This window comes from Bacillus cereus group sp. BfR-BA-01355 (genome assembly GCF_022663675.1).
GTDB lineage: Bacteria > Bacillota > Bacilli > Bacillales > Bacillaceae_G > Bacillus_A > Bacillus_A thuringiensis_S.
In genome coordinates, this window is the sequence record NZ_JAKUFY010000002.1 from 82,506 (window position 1) to 100,054 (window position 17,549).

A 17,549-nucleotide genomic window follows, 5' to 3' on the forward strand; every position below is an offset into this window, starting at 1 on the left:
TCACTCACTTCATTTTTTCATAAATTTTAATAACCGTTTCTACTAAAAGGATGAATACCCATATTCCACAAAATACAAGAACAGACTGAAATATCGATCCAATTATCATAACACCAACTGCACCTGTTATTGAAAAAGATATTCCACCAAGCCCTGGATCCTGTATAAATGCTCCAGCAGAAAAAGCGGTTATAATTGATACTATTAAATAAATAACACTCATTATTTTTAATATTTTTATAGAAAGATACGAAGTTTGTTCTTTCTCCACTTGTGATAATTCGATTTCCCCGCTCGCAATTCCTTTTTGCAAACAGTCCTCACATAAAAATTCTTCCTTAATTTTTTTACCCCCATGTATTGTACCCGTTATCTCTTTACACCTTGAACATTTTCGATTTATCATGTTGTTACCACTCCAATCTATTAAGATTATACTTATATCATTCTGCATTTACCTTAATATCCCTTTTATGTATTTTATAGAGAAAGGTCGTGTTTTATGATTTCAAAACTTACGTTTGGCTCGAAAAAGCGTACCGTTCATTATGTATTAAGACCTAGTTGTTATGCAGTTATTTTCCATTCATCTTCTTCAATGATTGCTGTTATCCAAAAAGGTGACCGTTACTTTTTACCTGGTGGCGGTATGGAAGGTAATGAAACAAAAGAAGAATGCTTGCACCGTGAACTACTAGAGGAATTAGGATGGGCAATTAAAATTGATCAGTATATCGGTAATGCGGCTCGATATTTTTATGCAGAAAAGGAAGATACATATTATTTGAATGATGGATTCTTTTATATTGCGAACATGGTGCAGAAACAAACTGAAAACTGTGGGGAGGATCATGTTTTACGATGGATGTCTCCATTACTTGCTGTTAAGCTTCTCATTCACGATCATCAAAAATGGGCGGTTGAACAAGCACTTTTATTACGAAAACAAAAATGATCTCCTTCTATATGAAAGAGATCATTTTTACTATTAACTGACTTTTTTCAAATTGAAAGCAGGCTTTTTGATTCCGCCTTTTTTTACAACATATAAGCCGATGAAGATAATAAGTCCGCCAACGAGTTGCATCATATTAATTTGCTCTCCAATTGTAACTGCCGCAAAGATAACTGCGAACAATGGTACGAGATACATATAAACCATTACTTTCGTTGAGCCTATTTGACTAATACCGACATACCACATTGCTAGTCCGAAGATGGTCGCAAAGATGATTGAATATGCTAGTGAACCCCAGCTTGGCGTATCTACTGGCCATGTTAAAGAGTTTACGTTGAATAAACAGTATATAACAAGTGGTACAATTCCAATTAAAGTAGACCATGATGTAACTCTCATTGCGGAGTATTTTGTAATAAGAGGTTGCGCTAATATTGGATACCATCCCCACGCAATTGCTGCGACTAATCCAATTACATTTCCGAGCCACGCATATTCGTAAGTAGCTCCTCCTGTATGTCCTGTTAATAAAACAAATGCTGCACCAATAAACGCTACTATTGAACCAATTTGTACTTTCATCGAAAAACGTTCTTGTTTGTGCAATACTGCTAATATCCCTGTAAATATAGGTGACATCGCAATTAATAATGAGGCGTTCGTTGCTGAAGTATATTTCACAGATAACATAAACATCGTTTGATACATTGCCGTACCAACGATACCGACTACTACTAATCGTAACCAATCTTTTCTTTCAATACGTAATGAGCGTTCCATCATAAATGTAATAAGTAATAAGACCGGTGATGCTACTAAAAATCGTAAACTATTAAATTGAATGGATGACATATATGCCACGCCATACTTTCCTATTGTATAATTTGCTCCCCATACTAACGCTACTGATACTAGGAGCCATTCCATTTGCCATCTTTTCATCCGAATCTCCCCTTCCATATTTAGCATAGTAAAATTGGCTGGATATAGCACCGTCCAATTGGCTGTTTTTTTACCCAGCCAATTTGTTATACTTAATGTATATAAGAGATACGGAGGCGTTTGTATGGAATGGAAGCTAGATAGTGACAGTAAAATCCCTATTTATCAGCAAGTGGTTGACTTTATTGAAAAACGTATTACATATGGAGAACTTCCTCCAGGAAGCTTCCTCCCTTCAGAACGGAAATTAGCTACGCAGTTAAATGTAAACAGAAGTACAGTAACGACTGCTTATAATGAACTTCGTGCTATGGGAATTGTAGAAAGTACGACTGGTAAAGGTACACGTGTGAGTACACATATGTGGGGCGTTTCTCCAACATTAACGCCGAACTGGAGAAATTTCGTAGAAGGTGGTACTTTTTTACCAAACTTACCACTACTTCGCCATATTCGGGCAGAAGTACAACAAAATGAAAATATTATAGATTTCGCTAATGGAGAACTCGGTTGTAATCTTTATCCTCACGATCAACTACAAACGATTTTACGTGAACAACCGTTAACGCATTCATTAAGTTACGATCATCCGCAAGGCTATCTCCCGCTAAGACAAGCGGTCGTAAAATATATGAAGGAATATTTAAAAGTTGAGGCGACTGAACAATCCATTATGATTACATCCGGCGCTCAACAAGCACTGCACCTTATCGTGCAATGTTTATTAAATCCAGGTGATGCTGTTGCTTTCGAAAGTCCTTCACACTGTTATTCCCTGCCGTTATTCCAATCAGCAGGTATTCGTATTTTCCCATTACCTGTCGATGAACACGGCATTAATCCAGACGATGTACAAGAGCTATACAGAAAGCACCGCATTAAAATGATTTTTTTAAATCCAAATTTCCAAAACCCTACGGGGACGATGCTTCATCCAAACCGTAGAAAAAAACTATTATCACTTTGCGCAGATTTACGAATTGCAATCGTTGAAGATGATCCATCTAGTTTGCTGACGCTAGAAAAGAAACAACCTTGTCCTACTTTGAAATCAATAGATGAAAATGGAACTGTCATTTATGTACATTCTTTATCAAAAATGATTGCGCCAGGATTACGAGTCGGTTGGCTTGTCGCCCCGCAGTCTGTCGTAGAGCGATTATCAGATGCACGGCACCAAATGGAATTAGGAATGAGTATTTTCCCGCAGTGGCTTATGCAACAATTTTTTGAAACTGTACCATTTCAGTCTCATATCGTACCGTTACGAAAACAACTAGCAGAAAAAAGAGACGTTATCGTTCGTGCCCTAAACGAGCAACTTCATGATAAAATCTCTTTTTCAAACCCTACTGGTGGTATATACATTTGGGGGAAATTAAAAGAACCTATAAACGAAAAACAAATCATTATGCAAAGTTTAAAACAAGAAATTGCTTTTATGCCAGGTAGTATTTTCGGTGCGAAAGATGGTTATATACGTTTATCTTATGGAAAAGTGGATATTGATCAAATTGAGGAAGGTATTTCTCGTTTACGCGAGGCTATTTTGGTATGTGAAAATAACTTTAAATAAAGCTTTCTCGTTTGACAAAACCTAAATCTACCATTATTATCAACTCGAACCTATTTATAGGAGTGATAAAATGAAGATTTACGTTGATGCAGATGCTTGTCCTGTAAAAGATGTAATTATTTTTGAGGCTACGAATGTGGAAATTCCTGTTACCCTCGTTACTAGCTTTTCACATTATTCTAATGCAGAGCAGCCAAAAGGTGTCGAAACAATTTATGTTGATTCTGGAGCAGATGCTGCGGATTACCGGATTATGCAGTTAGCAAAAAAAGAAGATTTAATCGTAACGCAAGATTACGGTCTTGCTTCACTCGCTTTAGCAAAAGGCTGTATCGTACTACACCATAAAGGCTATAAGTATACGAATGACAACATTGAACAATTGTTACAAACACGGTATTTAAGTGCAATGGTTCGAAAAAGCGGTAAGCGTACAAAGGGACCGAAACCATTTACAGCAGAAGATAAAGAGAAATTTAGAGCGCTCTTTAAAAGTATGATCGCTCATTAAAGATGAACCTTCTTTTCGCAAGGAAAACTTCGCAACACAAAGAAGAGAATATCCAAATGAACATTCTCTTCTTGAGGTTTACCCGTTTAAAATGAAGGTAAATTATCTAAGTTATTTTCCTTTATTCCATCAGGTTCACTACGTATAATATCTCTGCCATACTTATGAAATACGTCTACATGAGCTAACTTCCCTGATTTTGCTTCTTCAAGGGCAGTCATATAATCTAACTCTCTCCCGCTACTTGTTTTAAACGCAATTAAATCACCATCATCATTTTTACGAACAGCAACAATTTGTTCTGCTCCTGAATTAACTTCATGGTCTACTTCAAATTGAGCTTGTTCTTCTCCTTGATGTAAGTAATCATTATAAACTTTTTCAAAGTCTTTATTGTCCATAACATTCACCTCCAACACATTTTTTAGTATGGTTGGGAGGTAGTGGTTTTATGTACTTTTCTCTTAGAAAAACGTATTTTTAATACCTACGCAACCCTTTCAAAGTCTCCAATATATCCTCTGTAAAGGCTGTACTACCCTCTGTCTCTAAAACTCTAAAATATAAACTTCTTAAGAAAGCTCTAATATTTTGTACTAAAATATCATATTGAGGATGCGGGATGTCTTCAACAATTGCTATACTATGTAACCAGTTGCTCCACTCTTCTTCAGTTAAAAGATTTTGGTTACGTAACGACATAATTGGTGCTACTAATCTCTCATCCTCAAAGTGAATGTATACGTAGTCATGTAAGCGTACCTTCTGGCGAACAGCAGCTAGTATTGCATATGAGAACTCACGATTTTGGATTGTACGTGCTAAAGCATCGAGCGCATCTGCTGCATGTGCAGTAGAGTGTGCCCAGCCTTTTCCTTCTACGTAGCCTCTTACATCTTCTTCTAAATATACATATTCCAGCACTTGTTCTGCCACACTGTACAGTTGTTCTTCAGATAACAATGGTTCTCTTTCATGAACAGATAAAATAAGTGGTGGAATTAATACAGAAAATGCACGTTTAAAGACAGAATCTGTTCCCTTTTCACCAATTTTATAAAATAAATAATCAGGGCTAATTGCTTGCAGCATTAATCCTCGTAATTCTTTTTGTCTAAACACATCATTTGTAATCCATTTGTGAAGCGTACTATAAATTAAATCATCGCGTAATTCAGCATCAGTTGACCCGATATAATCTAACATCCACTGTGCATATGGATAAGCATCTACGTCTTCTGGTACAGCATAATTATTATTTTTAATTTGTAGTAGTTCTTCTTTTAGTTCTAGTACTTCATTCATTATATTTCTTGTCCCCTTTTTGCGTTTTTTATTGTCTTATCCCCTTTTATTTGCTTCATAAAATTAATTTAATTATAACAATAAACAAAAGGCTATACATATATTTCTGATTATGTAATACGCTCATTCATGAAATATAACTTCTGGATTTCCTAAATCACTATTCTGAAATACAACATCCGCACAACTTTTCGGATTATGCTCATCTATATACATCTTACAGGCCGCATGATATCTGTTTAAAAACATTTTCTCAGCTTCTTCATAACTTCCAAAAGCCTCAGTCTCGCGCTTTGCACCACGTTTTCTCGCAATCTCAAAATCTGTATCTACGAAAATTTTATAGTCAAATAAATGCTCTACGTCTTTTTTCAATAGAAACGTCCCATCTACTATTAGTACCATATTAGGTTGAGCCAATAGCTGCCCATTATGGACAGGTATATCCGTTATTAAGTTATGAGAAATCGTATCATATTGTAAATTCCCGTTAGGCCCTAAAGGCTTTAATAATCTTTCTTTGAAAGCTGTATAATCGTGTGCATCTTCATAATACCCTCTTGCAGATTCTTTTCCTTGCGCGTATCGAATTGCTCTCGGATTATGAAAATCATCAATGCTGGCGCGTGTTACTGGTAATCCTCGTTTTTTTATTTCTTCCGCTAGTTCGTTTGCAAATGTTGTTTTTCCCGACGCTGTAATACCACTTACTCCAACTCTTGTTGGATGGGTTAAGTTTAGCTTTAAAATATGATCTGCAATTTTTTTGATTTGTTGTTTTCGGTTCATGATATTGCCTCCACACAATCGGTTTACATAATATAATTATGAGTTATAACTTATGTCGCTATTTGTCGGCAAGTCAATATTCTTTTTCGAATCGTCGATATATCGAAAAAAATCGTTGATATATTATGATTGGCTTACTTTCCCTTAAACCCTCGATATAAAGCAGTCCGTAATTCTTGTTTGTATTCTTCAATTTCTGGCATATCGAGTTCTTCTGCTAGTCTGATGGCTAGTTCAATATCATACGGTACTCGTACGAGTTGAATAGAAAAGCTCGCTGCTTCTTTTTCATTGTAAGTTCCTTCAAATATTAAATAGGAAGCTTGTGTTATTTCAAGTGGGTTTCCTACGCTACCGGCATTACATAACGTTTTCCCTCTGAAATTTTGAACGAACGCTTGGTGAACGTCACCGTAACAAACGACATCTGGTTTTCTTTCCCCTTCTATATTCTCTGTGAGCTCACTATTTTCGAACATACTAATACGCTCTTCTCTTGAGGCATGTGGTTGAATTCTTTCATATAAACTTCTCGGTGAAGCGTGGAACATACGTATCAGTTTGCCGCTCATAAAAAATTCGATTGAAAATGGTAAGCTTCTTAAATAGTCATTTTGTTCTTCCGATAATTGTTTTTGATGCCATTTTAACGTTTCAAATTCAGTCGGTTTTGTAATGAAATCATCCCAGTTCCCCATTACAACTCCTTCACATTCTTTACGAATGATTTCAATCACTTCGCTAGAATGAGGACCTTTTCCGACTAAATCTCCAAGACACACGACGCGCTCGATTCCTCTTAATTTAATATCTTGCAGTACAGATTCTAATGCTGGAATATTACCATGTATATCTGAAATTACCGCTATTTTATCCAAATGAATCCCTCCATTACTTATAGTTTATTATATCCTCATGTTGTGATTGATACCATTTTGGAATATAGGATGAAAAATGATTATGATCTTCTAAAATTCCGTTCAATCTTTCCTTCATATCATTTACTAAATGTGGCGTGCTTCGGTTTGTCCATACGATATCAGCTGGGAATGTCATTGCTGCATATAATGAGTACAGTTTCCAAAAATGAAGCGACGGTTCGCCTCCGCAATATCCGTGAACTTGTCCAACCGCAAATGGTTTACTTATTCTTGTAGTAAAAATCGCTACGTTATAAAAATCATGTATTGGATCACCAAAATCATATCCACCAAAATCGATAACGATAAACTCCTTATTATGAATCATACTATTTGCTGGATGGAAGTCATCGTGTAAAAAGGTAATAGGGCGATTTTTCAATAATTGTTTATGCTCCCCTACAAATCTTAATACTGGCTTCAAATCAAGGAAGTCTATTTCATAATTTGCTAACGCTTCTACGTATCTTTCGTATTTATTCCATCGAACCGTTTCCCATTTATTACTTGCACTTTCTCTTCCAATTGAGTGAATCCTCTTTAGTACTTCTCCTGCTTTTCTTCCTGCATGGTACTGTTCTTCCACGGATAGCTTCCCTAAACCTTCTTCACCATTTATACCTTGGATCCATTCAAATACTTGAACACATTTATTTATTTGTTCAAGTTTTATAAAATGAATTAACTTAGGCGTTGGAATATGTAATGACTCTAATTGTTTCATATACATATATTCTTCTTGTTTACGTTCAAAATGAACAGCATCACATACTTTTACAAAATATGTTACTCTGTTTTCTAACTCTATTTTATATTTCTCTTCATGTGAAAAACCTTTTGATATAGCTGTACACTTTACAATATGAGGCCATTCTAGTTTTCTCTCTATCTCTCTAAGCGTTTCCTTCACAAAGTTCACCTCTATCAATATATGTACAAACTACCTAGCACTTCATGCTCTCGTTTATTTTCACCTTTAAACTCCACTGCAAAAGGATTTTCGCCATTCTTATTCAGATGTTCTAGCACTAGCCCTTCTCCAATCGGCTCACAAAACTGCACATGAATATCTCCAAATACTACACTTTGACACTCGGCATTCCATTTTTCACTTTTCACAACTGAGCTTGTAGATAGCCCCATTACTTCTTTCCATTTCCGCACCGTTTCTCGAACGTTTTTCACTGCATAATGGATCGTTTCAATTTGTTGTACTTTATTTTTATGTTCCGTGATTGTTCCAATGTTACGTAAATCATTTCTTCTTTCTTCGTCCGTTTCATTCCATTGTATAAAGAAAGGTAATTTCGGTCCGTTCTCTTCTTGCTTTACAAATAACATTTTCCATTCTAAAAGGCGGCCATCTTTTCTCATACGTTTCCCTTCAAATGGTCCTATCGTATGTAAACCGTGCTTACTAAACTTTACTGCTAGGTCTTCAATTGCATCTGTTCGAATTGCGATTTGCAGCATTCCTTCTCCGTCTTGTAATTTCACTACTGTTTCTTGTACTAATGGATTGTCTGCTTCTTTCGCTTTTTCTTCATGCTGCACTGCTAAAAATTCGATATATGATAAATCAAAATAACATAAACTATTCCAAGTACCCCAAGTAATATGCTCTCCACCTATTGCAGTATAAAATCCGTGCGCCTGCATTTGTTTTGCCGCTTCTTCCGGTGTACAATGTACGGCGTGTACTAGATGATCAAATCGCAACATGTCCTTCTCCCCTTTCTCTCCATCCTTTTATTGTATATTTTATTTTTCTTTCATTCAATTCAAAAAACTTTAAAACCCAGTTGATTTATACGATTAATATGTATTATAATGAAACAAATTTAATTATTGCTGATTGGAAAAACCAAAGGCACTTTTCTCATACGGGAAAAGTGCCTTTTTCATTTATTATTACAGGGGGATTATTTATGCAGAAATTAATTGTCTTTGCTATTATCGGATTTTTCGCTCAATTGATTGATGGGGCACTTGGAATGGCGTATGGGGTAACATCTACCTCACTATTATTAATGTTTGGTATCGCACCGGCTGTAGCTTCCGCTTCTGTTCATTTAGCTGAAGTCGTTACAACCGCCGCTTCCGGTGCATCTCATATCAAATTTGGAAACGTTGATAAATATACAGTTTCCAGACTTACATTACCTGGAGCAATTGGTGCATTTGTTGGGGCATGTTTTTTAAGTAATTTACCTGGCGATGTAATTAAACCGTACATTTCCGTTTTTTTATTTACTTTAGGGGTTTATATTTTATTACGATTCGTCCTTCAAAAACAAATTGTTGCTTCAAATAAGCGTATGTCTGCAAAACAACTTGTGCCGCTTGGTTTATTCGCTGGATTCGTTGATTCAACTGGTGGCGGTGGCTGGGGGCCGATTACGACACCCGTTCTTCTAGCAAGAGGAAATGAAGCTAGAAAAGTTATTGGATCTGTAGATACGAGTGAATTTCCTGTTTCACTCGCTGCAACAATTGGTTTCTTCATCTCACTTGGCTGGGAACAAGTAAGCTGGGTTTGGGTATTTGCCTTAATGCTTGGCGGTATTGTCGCAGCTCCAATTGCTGCATGGTTAGTTCGTATCGTTCCAGCACATTTACTTGGGGTATTAGTTGGTGGTCTTATTATCTTTACGAATATACGTACACTGCTGACTACATTTAAAGTGGATCCAACTATTATTTCACTTTCTTACGTGGCAGTTGGTCTTGTCGTTATTATTTCTATTTTCATTGCTGTTCGCAATCATTCCAAGCGTTCTAACGCATCGACAGCCGGATATCCGAATGATCAAAAACAAATGCTACCATAACGATAAAAATACCGCCCGATATACTTCGAGCGGTATTTTTTATTTTTCTATTTTCCAATTAATCATCGTTTCTGTAGCATTTACTCTCTTCATATGTAACTTTTCTAAAACACGAATCGAACTATAGTTATCTAGGAGTGTCTCTGCAATTATTGTTTCTACCTCTCCTGTTTTGAAAGCCCAATCGATTAGTTCTCTTACAGATTCTGTTGCATAGCCCTGATTCCAATATTTCTCAATAAATCCATAGCCAATTTCTACTGTTTGCTTCTCGTTTGGTTTCCCTTTAAACCCAATATCACCTAAAAAGCTATCATCTTCTTTCCGAAGAACATACCACGCACCCCATGGTAATATAGCTGCATCTTGTTTTACATTCTTTACATGCCCTACAATATGCGGACCGCTATTGTATCCTTGCTCGTTAGCAATTTGAATCCTCTCTTCTGTACACGGCACTATATAGAGCCTTTCTGTTTCTAATTTCATATTGATTTCCCCTTTTCAATTAAACAATACCTCAATTTTACTAAAAATAAAAAGAATATTCATTCTATCCGTTAAATTTATACTTATTCTTTGAAACGAATTTAAGGAATAATCCTCTTTTGATAGTTATGTCGAATTATATTTTTCTGAATTTTCTTTTAATTTAGAGGGTTTTTCAATATTTTTTGCGAAACATTTGTATAACAATTTTTTCTTTGCTTATTGCTACATAATAGTAGGTTCGGGTGGAGTTTTGCAAGCGTTTCCTATACAATAACCGATATTTTTTGACTTTTCCTAACAAAATATCTTGCAATATATTCAGAAAGTCATTACAATTGCCATATATTAAAAATCTTAGCAATATATCAAATCCTCATCAATCCGATGAGGTAGAGGTTGCGACTTTTATGAGTAAAACGGACGAGACACAGAGAATGTCACCAACTCCGTTTGAAAGGAAAGGTTGCCGAAGTTTATATTTCTTCTCTGGAAATATGAGCTGGGGCTGTCTCCGAAAGGAACAGAACTGTCACGTTTACAAATTACCGTGTAAACGTGGGGTGCTATCTTAACGGAAGGGTATGATGGGGTGGTTATTTGTGAAACGTTCCGCCAAATTCCTTTGGCGGTTTTTTGTATTTTTCTCCCCCGCTCCTTCCTAACCTACAAGAAAAGGAGTGTTGAACATGAATAGCGCAACAAATCAATCTACCTCTAAAACGCAAACTACACAAGGACAAGGTGAATTAAAACGCGGATTAAAATCTCGTCACCTTACGATGATTTCTCTCGGTGGTACAATTGGTACCGGACTATTTCTTGCCAGCGGTGGTGTCATCCATACAGCTGGACCTGGTGGCGCATTAATTGCATACGCCGCAATTGGAATTATGGTTTATTTTTTAATGACAAGCTTAGCTGAACTTGCAGCTTACATGCCTGTTACTGGATCTTTTAGTACGTATGCAACAAAATTTGTTGATCCATCACTTGGCTTTGCACTTGGATGGAACTATTGGTATAACTGGGCAATTACGATTGCTGCTGAACTTGCAGCTGTAACATTAATTATGAAATTTTGGTTCCCAGATACGCCTTCTCTTATTTGGAGTGGATTATGTTTAGCTATTATTTTCCTTTTAAACTATTTATCTGTTAAAGGGTTTGGTGAATCTGAATATTGGTTCGCACTTATTAAAGTAGTTACTATTATTATCTTTTTAATTGTTGGTTTCATGATGATTTTCGGAATTATGGGCGGCGAAACTGTTGGATTTAAAAACTTCACAGTTGCAGATGCACCATTTAACGGCGGTATCATGGCAATTATCGGTGTATTTATGGCAGCTGGTTTCTCCTTCCAAGGAACTGAATTATTAGGAGTAGCTGCTGGTGAAACATCTGATCCAGAACGTAATATCCCAAAAGCAATTCGTTCAATCTTTTGGCGTATTCTTTTATTCTATATCCTTGCGATTCTCGTTATCGGTTTATTAATTCCTTATACAACTGAAAGCCTTGCTGCAAGTGATGTAACAGTAAGTCCGTTTACACTTATTTTTGAAAAAGCGGGCGTTGCCTTTGCTGCTTCTGTTATGAACGCTGTTATTTTAACTGCTGTACTATCTGCTGGTAACTCTGGTATGTATGCATCAACTCGTATGCTTTGGGATTTAGCTCGCCAAGGAAAAGCACCAAAGTTTCTTGGTAAATTAGATAGCCGCGGTGTACCTGTTAACGCATTAATCGTAACGTCAATTGTTGGTAGTATTGCTTTCATTGCTTCTTTATTCGGTGACGGTGTTGTATACATTTGGTTATTAAACGCATCTGGAATGTCTGGCTTTATCGCATGGGTCGGAATTGCAATTAGTCATTACCGTTTCCGTAAAGCATATATCGCACAAGGAAAAGATTTAAAAGACTTACCGTATAGAGCAAAATGGTTCCCATTCGGTCCAATCTTCGCATTTACACTTTGTATCATCGTAATTTTAGGACAAAACTACGGCGCATTTATGGGTGAAGCAATTGATTGGAACGGTGTACTCGTTTCTTACATCGGTTTACCACTCTTCTTAGTACTATGGTTAGGTTATAAATTTACGAAAAAAACAAAAGTGATTCCACTTGATAAATGTGAATTAAAATAAAGTGAAACGAGCAAACAAATTTGTTTGCTCGTTTTTTGTTACAAACCTCTTTGCTTCCCTATTGCTCCTGTTTTTGCAATAATAGAAGAAATATAAATAAAGGTTGGGATACAATGAACATTCGTATTACTGATGAAGCAAAAGCAGCTATACATAGATTAGAACGCGAAGATAAAAAGATCGTTCGTATTAGAGGAACAATGACGAACTCTTGTAGTATTTTCGTTGATGTCGATTTAATTTGGGATACATATAACACAGATGATGTTGTATATGAAGATGCAGAGCTTATCGTACAAATGGATTCATTCACGAAAGATTACACTGGTGATACAGTGAAACTTGATTATAAGACGACAGGTTTTAGTATTACGACTCCGAGTGAGACTTTGGTTTATGGATTGTCGATTAAAAAATAAAAATTGTTTTTAGCTGACCATTGAGGTGAAAACATGGGTAAATATGTTCCGTTAAAATTTTTATTTAATGAAGAATTAGCAGAAAGTATGGCTAACTCTATTTGTAAACACAATCTTAATTTCTCTAAAAGAAACTTCGTATCTTCCGTAACATGTAAAGTTGAAAATTTAGAGTTAAAGCAACGTATAGAAGTAATAGCAGATGAATTACACGATGCATTACAAAAAAATTTTAATGAAGCAATACATATTTTACTGAAAACATTGGGACCAGAAAATACAACAGAAGTAGGCACATTTACAAACGGATATATGTACATGCCTATTGCAAAATACGTTGAAAAATATGGGCTTAACGATTTTGAAACTTCATTCAACGCAATGTATGAAATAACAAAAAGGAATACTGCTGAATATGCCATTCGGCCTTTTCTTGAAACATACCATGAAGACACACTAGACATATTACAACAGTGAGTTCATGACCAAAACAGTTATCTCTATCAGTGTTTCAGTAGTTTGGAACAAAAGGCTGCTGGTACTAGAATGAGTTTGCTTAATTTCCCAGGCTTTCTAACGAAAGGAATGGGGATTGCGATTGTAGGTGGATTATTATCGATACATTTGCTAAACCGAAAATTACTACCTATGAATGCTAATTCTTTCACTCATTTGTATAGTAATTTACTATTACTTTTTGCAGGAATCATATTGATTAGCTGGTTGGTTACTATGAAAATGTATAAATGCTCCAGAAGAAATATATATCAAGTGAAAAGATTCATTTTTCAATAACTTTTTTGTTATATTTTTCAATCTAGTGACGTTTCTTACATCAAGATTAAACAACTATATTTTTAACCCCGATCTAAATTTAGATCGGGTTATACTTATTTGGACTTTTGAAATTAAATAACTTTATTATCATTTTACATATAAAAAATCAAAATTTAACAATTTACCCTATATGCATTATAAAAGGCTCGTCTAAAATAATGTATATGTCAAGAAAACTTGTCTGTAAGTTGAAATGTTGTAGAATCTAGAGTCCGAATATGCTTACGGTAGATCCTCCTAATCATACTCGCCTGCGTCGGATGGTCTCTAAACCCTTTATACCACGTATGATTGAGGACCTTCGTTCCCGTATTCAGCAACTTGCCGACGAATTGTTAGTTGCTGTACAAGAACAAGGAAAGATGGAAATTATTGCAGATTTTGCTTAACCACTACCCATTATTTTCATTTCAGAGGTGCTTGGGATTCCCGCCACTGATCGAAACCAGTTCCGCAAATAGACAAAAAACTCATGGACACCTCTGTGGAACCTATTCAGGGAACTGAAGTTAAAACAACACTTAAAAGTTTATTCATTACATTGAGACATTACTTAACGAAAAGCGTCTAAATCCTGATTCTGATTTGATAAACGATCTCATTCAAACAAGAGAGCAAGAAAACAAGTTGAATAAGAACGAGCTTCTTTCGACAATTTGGCTATTCATCATCGCTGGACATGAAACGACAGTTAATTACATAGAGAAGTCAACGTCTTTTTTATTTTAGGGGAACTTGTTTTGTTAATTTGATATTTACAGTTAAGTTAAGTTAAGTGACATTTGATTCTCATAATCCGTATTATCTGAAGTTAATAAAGTCTATTACACTCTCTTCTTTAGGAACGTTTCCATAATATCTTTCTTAAATTTTTCATAATCAAACTGAAAAGCTACATTATGCGTTTTATAGCCTGGATTAGTAACAAAACGAAAATCTGCAATGCTTTGACCAAATCCTTCTCCTTGATCAGGGATTACTTTAATAGGTACTCTTGAAAGACTAACAGCGTCTTGATTTAGCAAATACCAAACTGTTACAAAATCATGCATAGGACTTCCACTTATACCAGGATTAGACTTGGAGTAGAAATTATAATAATAATCTAACATAGGTTTGATGATGAGTCCTGCAAGATCCTGTGTACTCCGATGAAATGCATCAATTTGCTGGACCATTTCGGGTGTAACAATCGCGTGTTGAGTCACATTTAAAGGAATAATCGTCAAGTTCTTTGCATGCTGCAGAATTAAGTTTGCTGCATACGGGTCTGCGTAAAAATTAGCTTCAGCCACAGCAGTTACGTTACCTGGATAGAAAAAAGCTCCCCCCATGCAAATGCATTCTCTTACATTTCGCATTGTTTCTAAATTTAATACAAAAGTCGTAGCTAGCGAAGAAAGTCTTCCTAAATTGATAATTGTAAGATCTTCTAAATTTGATTCTATAATTTGATAAATATCATTTAAAGGATAAACTGGATATGAAATTTCAGGTGGAATAATAGGTCCTAATCCAACTTTTCCATGTACCTCAGGGAAATACTGAATCACTATACCTGTCAACGGTACAGAAGCACCAAGGAATACAGGTATTTCTTCTCTTCCCGCAATGTACTTTAAATAGTTAATATTTCTTATTACATCTTCTCTTGATACATTTCCATAATCGGCCACAATTCCTACAAGTTGAATGTCTTTACGAAAAAAGGTGTACAGTATAGCAAACGCATCATCAATCCCTAAATCTGTAAACAGGAGAACCTTTTTTTGCATATCTCTTCCTCCAAAATTTATAGAATTCTACTTTCACCAATGATGCAGTGATTAGAATACGCTTGTATATATATTTTTTATGTATTCTTAAAGAGTGGATTCTATTCACTTGAAATAGTTTTGCTTATCTAAATCTGATATTATATTCAAGCACAAAATACATAAGGGTATTAGAGATATGGAAAAATCTGTTGTTATTGAGGAATTTACATCGGATTGGGCACTACAATTAGGGCTCACCATATCAAAAACGAAAATTGTACGTTTAGACACAAAATTAACATATTTTGATTAGCTCCCTGTACGTTAAGGAATTAGTTTCTATATTTGAGGAGATGTATGTGACAGGTGTATATTTAGGGGAATCTAATATTCACCATTCAAATATGATAGAATAGAAGTATATCCAAAACGGAGGAATAACAAATGAACTCAAACACAAAACAGTTTATTTATGATATCCAGCAAAGAAAGAACAATTATATAGAAAATGCTCTAACAGCAATACAACACCCTAAAAAAGAGCAATCTGAACAGGTCATTCAAAATATAGTAGAGAAGATGGATATGATGATTAGTCTAGTTACTACGTACATGAGGATTGAATCTGGATCTACGGAAGAATTAAAAGAACTTCAGAAAGAAATTATCCATGCTCAAGCATATATCCAAAAACGAAAATTTGAAGAAACACAGAGATAAAACCCTGTGTTTTTATTTGATTTATAATGCTAATCTATTATAAATCAAATTACATGTGATTATTGTTTTGGCATAATCCATACAATTTGTTGAATGCGTACAATATATGGCACCGTATCTTCAATGAGCAAATGATCTAGTTTCACATCCTTTAATTTACCTCTTATATTGCCTCTTACAGTTTCAATAACCACATGTTTACCAATTACTGATTGTAATGTCTGATATACATAGGGATTAGGCACACTTACCATATTTTGTTTACTAAAGTCATTTCCCTCCAAATAACTCATTCTATAAAACTCCTTTCTAACTTGCATTCTTTCTACTAATATATGATATAAATCTTATAAATATGCTAGAAGGATAATTCATTATATGGACGGAAATAACATTTTAATAGGGTACGGTTTCTATTTCTACATTGCTAAAAAAATGATTTATATAAAGTTACTTTTACTAGTTAATAGGAGATGATAAAGGGATATTTTGAATATACATCTAGGTTGTTCCTTTCTGGTTATGTATCATTTTAAATACGCCCTTTATTAGAATAGTGCTCATACTTTTTTTGAGATTCTTTCGTAATACGTGCGTTAAGTAAAATTGCTAACAATAAAAACACTCCATATTTTCCGCCTGTAGCTCCTATGATAATCACACTACTACAAACAAGTACAATTAATAGGATAAACGAAACTAAATAAATACGATCATAATTCTTTGACATCTTCTCGTATTTTATGCGTTCTTTCCTTGCATCCATTTTAATTCCTCCTTTAGATGATCCATTTCACTCTCAGATAAATCTCGCCCTTAAAAAGGAAACAATCTATCGTTTTAAATAATTAGTTTGTTTTTTTATCAACTAATTTATATAACGTAAAAAGAAATCCTACCAATATTAAGCTTTCCACCATGATAATCTCCATCCTCTCCTTCCTTTTAACCCCAACACATCAGATAAAAGTTATGTATATCCCATATTAGCTGCAGCAAGCAAAAAGGATCCCCCTTTTCTTAAAGGCTGATCCTTTTCTCCTTGCATGCAACTATTTTTACCTATTCTTGATTAATTAGAATAATAGCTGGTCCATCTACACGAATTCCACCAACTTCAATTTTTTCATAAGGCTCAACTGTAATAGAAATAATCCCTTCTCGCTTCTTTAATTCATTACTTAATTCTTTTGTTAACATTTTTTTCATGTGCGGACTCCTTCTTACTGCTTAATTTACTATTGTTATGTAAATAAAATAAAAAATGGTTTCTTGGTCTGGAAACCATTTTTTGTAGTTTACCATATGGTGTTACCAGTTCGTTTATCAATTTTACGTA

General features: G+C 35.0%; 20 protein-coding genes, 3 pseudogenes and 1 riboswitch. Of the genes and pseudogenes, 10 read left to right on the plus strand and 13 right to left on the minus strand.

Annotated features, from left to right (window positions below; genetic code table 11):
- Window positions 1–4: 4 nt before the first annotated feature.
- Entirely contained in the window at window positions 5–406 is a 402-nt protein-coding gene (locus MR167_RS01455; RefSeq protein ID WP_000610481.1) for a DUF3980 domain-containing protein, read from the minus strand.
- Between the two features lie 96 nt (window positions 407–502).
- Between MR167_RS01455 and MR167_RS01460 the strand changes: the two genes are divergently transcribed.
- Window positions 503–955: an NUDIX hydrolase gene (locus MR167_RS01460; protein WP_000624005.1), complete on the plus strand. Its 453-nt coding sequence runs from the start codon at window positions 503–505 to the stop codon at window positions 953–955.
- Window positions 956–988: 33 nt separating this feature from the next.
- On the opposite strand, the gene MR167_RS01465 is transcribed toward MR167_RS01460, so the two are convergent.
- Complete coding sequence (locus MR167_RS01465) at window positions 989–1,900, minus strand: DMT family transporter (protein ID WP_000832990.1); 912 nt, start codon at window positions 1,898–1,900, stop codon at window positions 989–991.
- Window positions 1,901–2,024: 124 nt separating this feature from the next.
- Here MR167_RS01465 and pdxR point away from each other — a divergent pair, with 124 nt between their 5' ends.
- On the plus strand, window positions 2,025–3,476 hold the full coding sequence (pdxR, locus tag MR167_RS01470; RefSeq protein ID WP_000454934.1) for a MocR-like pyridoxine biosynthesis transcription factor PdxR: 1,452 nt from the start codon (window positions 2,025–2,027) through the stop codon (window positions 3,474–3,476).
- A gap of 70 nt (window positions 3,477–3,546) precedes the next feature.
- Window positions 3,547–3,987: a YaiI/YqxD family protein gene (locus MR167_RS01475; RefSeq protein WP_000708771.1), complete on the plus strand. Its 441-nt coding sequence runs from the start codon at window positions 3,547–3,549 to the stop codon at window positions 3,985–3,987.
- A gap of 86 nt (window positions 3,988–4,073) precedes the next feature.
- On the opposite strand, the gene MR167_RS01480 is transcribed toward MR167_RS01475, so the two are convergent.
- The 6 genes from MR167_RS01480 to MR167_RS01505 all read right to left on the minus strand — a co-directional run bounded on the left by MR167_RS01480 (window position 4,074) and on the right by MR167_RS01505 (window position 8,723).
- A complete protein-coding gene (locus MR167_RS01480; protein WP_000368862.1) occupies window positions 4,074–4,388 on the minus strand; it encodes a DUF3892 domain-containing protein in 315 nt (104 codons plus the stop codon).
- Window positions 4,389–4,467: 79 nt separating this feature from the next.
- A complete protein-coding gene (locus MR167_RS01485) occupies window positions 4,468–5,292 on the minus strand; it encodes a DUF2785 domain-containing protein (protein WP_001006698.1) in 825 nt (274 codons plus the stop codon).
- A 123-nt stretch (window positions 5,293–5,415) separates the two neighbouring features.
- Window positions 5,416–6,081: a nucleoside/nucleotide kinase family protein gene (locus tag MR167_RS01490; RefSeq protein ID WP_079245701.1), complete on the minus strand. Its 666-nt coding sequence runs from the start codon at window positions 6,079–6,081 to the stop codon at window positions 5,416–5,418.
- Window positions 6,082–6,215: 134 nt separating this feature from the next.
- On the minus strand, window positions 6,216–6,959 hold the full coding sequence (locus MR167_RS01495) for a metallophosphoesterase family protein (RefSeq protein ID WP_000357646.1): 744 nt from the start codon (window positions 6,957–6,959) through the stop codon (window positions 6,216–6,218).
- Between the two features lie 13 nt (window positions 6,960–6,972).
- Window positions 6,973–7,911, minus strand: coding sequence for an aminoglycoside phosphotransferase family protein (locus MR167_RS01500; RefSeq protein ID WP_016077518.1), 939 nt, complete (start codon window positions 7,909–7,911; stop codon window positions 6,973–6,975).
- Between the two features lie 14 nt (window positions 7,912–7,925).
- Entirely contained in the window at window positions 7,926–8,723 is a 798-nt protein-coding gene (locus MR167_RS01505; protein ID WP_000943329.1) for a VOC family protein, read from the minus strand.
- 98 nt (window positions 8,724–8,821) lie between these two features.
- Between MR167_RS01505 and MR167_RS01510 the strand changes: the two genes are divergently transcribed.
- Window positions 8,822–9,832, plus strand: coding sequence for a sulfite exporter TauE/SafE family protein (locus MR167_RS01510; protein WP_002082558.1), 1,011 nt, complete (start codon window positions 8,822–8,824; stop codon window positions 9,830–9,832).
- A 39-nt stretch (window positions 9,833–9,871) separates the two neighbouring features.
- On the opposite strand, the gene MR167_RS01515 is transcribed toward MR167_RS01510, so the two are convergent.
- Window positions 9,872–10,321, minus strand: a complete 450-nt coding sequence (locus MR167_RS01515; protein ID WP_000764594.1) for a GNAT family N-acetyltransferase — start codon at window positions 10,319–10,321, stop codon at window positions 9,872–9,874.
- 385 nt (window positions 10,322–10,706) lie between these two features.
- A riboswitch (Lysine riboswitch) is annotated at window positions 10,707–10,898 on the plus strand.
- A 112-nt stretch (window positions 10,899–11,010) separates the two neighbouring features.
- On the opposite strand from MR167_RS01515, the gene MR167_RS01520 reads away from it, so the two are divergent.
- From MR167_RS01520 to MR167_RS01540, 5 genes and pseudogenes are all read left to right on the plus strand, one after another.
- Window positions 11,011–12,477, plus strand: coding sequence for an amino acid permease (locus MR167_RS01520; RefSeq protein WP_001083394.1), 1,467 nt, complete (start codon window positions 11,011–11,013; stop codon window positions 12,475–12,477).
- A gap of 113 nt (window positions 12,478–12,590) precedes the next feature.
- Window positions 12,591–12,896, plus strand: coding sequence for an iron-sulfur cluster biosynthesis family protein (locus tag MR167_RS01525; RefSeq protein ID WP_242313741.1), 306 nt, complete (start codon window positions 12,591–12,593; stop codon window positions 12,894–12,896).
- Between the two features lie 33 nt (window positions 12,897–12,929).
- Window positions 12,930–13,370, plus strand: a pseudogene (locus tag MR167_RS01530) (DNA alkylation repair protein); the annotation flags it as partial.
- 10 nt (window positions 13,371–13,380) lie between these two features.
- Window positions 13,381–13,691 (plus strand): annotated as a pseudogene (locus tag MR167_RS01535) (tetracycline resistance MFS efflux pump); the annotation flags it as partial.
- Window positions 13,692–13,945: 254 nt separating this feature from the next.
- Window positions 13,946–14,435 (plus strand): annotated as a pseudogene (locus tag MR167_RS01540) (cytochrome P450); the annotation flags it as partial.
- Window positions 14,436–14,557: 122 nt separating this feature from the next.
- Here MR167_RS01540 and MR167_RS01545 read toward each other — a convergent pair.
- A complete protein-coding gene (locus MR167_RS01545) occupies window positions 14,558–15,508 on the minus strand; it encodes a nucleoside hydrolase (protein WP_001170286.1) in 951 nt (316 codons plus the stop codon).
- Between the two features lie 426 nt (window positions 15,509–15,934).
- Here MR167_RS01545 and MR167_RS01550 point away from each other — a divergent pair, with 426 nt between their 5' ends.
- The gene (locus MR167_RS01550; RefSeq protein WP_242313742.1) at window positions 15,935–16,210 is read left to right on the plus strand and encodes a hypothetical protein; all 276 of its coding nucleotides are present in this window, start codon (window positions 15,935–15,937) and stop codon (window positions 16,208–16,210) included.
- 59 nt (window positions 16,211–16,269) lie between these two features.
- Here the strand turns inward: MR167_RS01550 and MR167_RS01555 are convergent, their stop codons facing one another.
- The 3 genes from MR167_RS01555 to MR167_RS01565 all read right to left on the minus strand — a co-directional run bounded on the left by MR167_RS01555 (window position 16,270) and on the right by MR167_RS01565 (window position 17,419).
- A complete protein-coding gene (locus tag MR167_RS01555) occupies window positions 16,270–16,503 on the minus strand; it encodes a YuzF family protein (protein WP_000120816.1) in 234 nt (77 codons plus the stop codon).
- A 239-nt stretch (window positions 16,504–16,742) separates the two neighbouring features.
- Complete coding sequence (locus tag MR167_RS01560; RefSeq protein WP_000340032.1) at window positions 16,743–16,976, minus strand: hypothetical protein; 234 nt, start codon at window positions 16,974–16,976, stop codon at window positions 16,743–16,745.
- A gap of 296 nt (window positions 16,977–17,272) precedes the next feature.
- Window positions 17,273–17,419 (minus strand): BC1881 family protein, encoded by a 147-nt coding sequence (locus tag MR167_RS01565; protein WP_000738546.1) that lies wholly within the window; start codon window positions 17,417–17,419, stop codon window positions 17,273–17,275.
- Window positions 17,420–17,549 lie beyond the last annotated feature (130 nt).

Coding starts and splice junctions, on each gene's coding strand:
- MR167_RS01550 (WP_242313742.1), top strand. CDS start 15,935: ATGAACTCAAACACAAAACAGTTTATTTATGATATCCAGCAAAGAAAG.
- MR167_RS01455 (WP_000610481.1), bottom strand. CDS start 406: ATGATAAATCGAAAATGTTCAAGGTGTAAAGAGATAACGGGTACAATA.
- MR167_RS01520 (WP_001083394.1), top strand. CDS start 11,011: ATGAATAGCGCAACAAATCAATCTACCTCTAAAACGCAAACTACACAA.
- MR167_RS01545 (WP_001170286.1), bottom strand. CDS start 15,508: ATGCAAAAAAAGGTTCTCCTGTTTACAGATTTAGGGATTGATGATGCG.
- MR167_RS01560 (WP_000340032.1), bottom strand. CDS start 16,976: ATGGATGCAAGGAAAGAACGCATAAAATACGAGAAGATGTCAAAGAAT.
- MR167_RS01505 (WP_000943329.1), bottom strand. CDS start 8,723: ATGTTGCGATTTGATCATCTAGTACACGCCGTACATTGTACACCGGAA.
- MR167_RS01565 (WP_000738546.1), bottom strand. CDS start 17,419: ATGAAAAAAATGTTAACAAAAGAATTAAGTAATGAATTAAAGAAGCGA.
- MR167_RS01515 (WP_000764594.1), bottom strand. CDS start 10,321: ATGAAATTAGAAACAGAAAGGCTCTATATAGTGCCGTGTACAGAAGAG.
- pdxR (WP_000454934.1), top strand. CDS start 2,025: ATGGAATGGAAGCTAGATAGTGACAGTAAAATCCCTATTTATCAGCAA.
- MR167_RS01465 (WP_000832990.1), bottom strand. CDS start 1,900: ATGAAAAGATGGCAAATGGAATGGCTCCTAGTATCAGTAGCGTTAGTA.
- MR167_RS01485 (WP_001006698.1), bottom strand. CDS start 5,292: ATGAATGAAGTACTAGAACTAAAAGAAGAACTACTACAAATTAAAAAT.
- MR167_RS01480 (WP_000368862.1), bottom strand. CDS start 4,388: ATGGACAATAAAGACTTTGAAAAAGTTTATAATGATTACTTACATCAA.
- MR167_RS01555 (WP_000120816.1), bottom strand. CDS start 16,503: ATGAGTTATTTGGAGGGAAATGACTTTAGTAAACAAAATATGGTAAGT.
- MR167_RS01475 (WP_000708771.1), top strand. CDS start 3,547: ATGAAGATTTACGTTGATGCAGATGCTTGTCCTGTAAAAGATGTAATT.
- MR167_RS01490 (WP_079245701.1), bottom strand. CDS start 6,081: ATGAACCGAAAACAACAAATCAAAAAAATTGCAGATCATATTTTAAAG.
- MR167_RS01525 (WP_242313741.1), top strand. CDS start 12,591: ATGAACATTCGTATTACTGATGAAGCAAAAGCAGCTATACATAGATTA.
- MR167_RS01510 (WP_002082558.1), top strand. CDS start 8,822: ATGTATTATAATGAAACAAATTTAATTATTGCTGATTGGAAAAACCAA.
- MR167_RS01460 (WP_000624005.1), top strand. CDS start 503: ATGATTTCAAAACTTACGTTTGGCTCGAAAAAGCGTACCGTTCATTAT.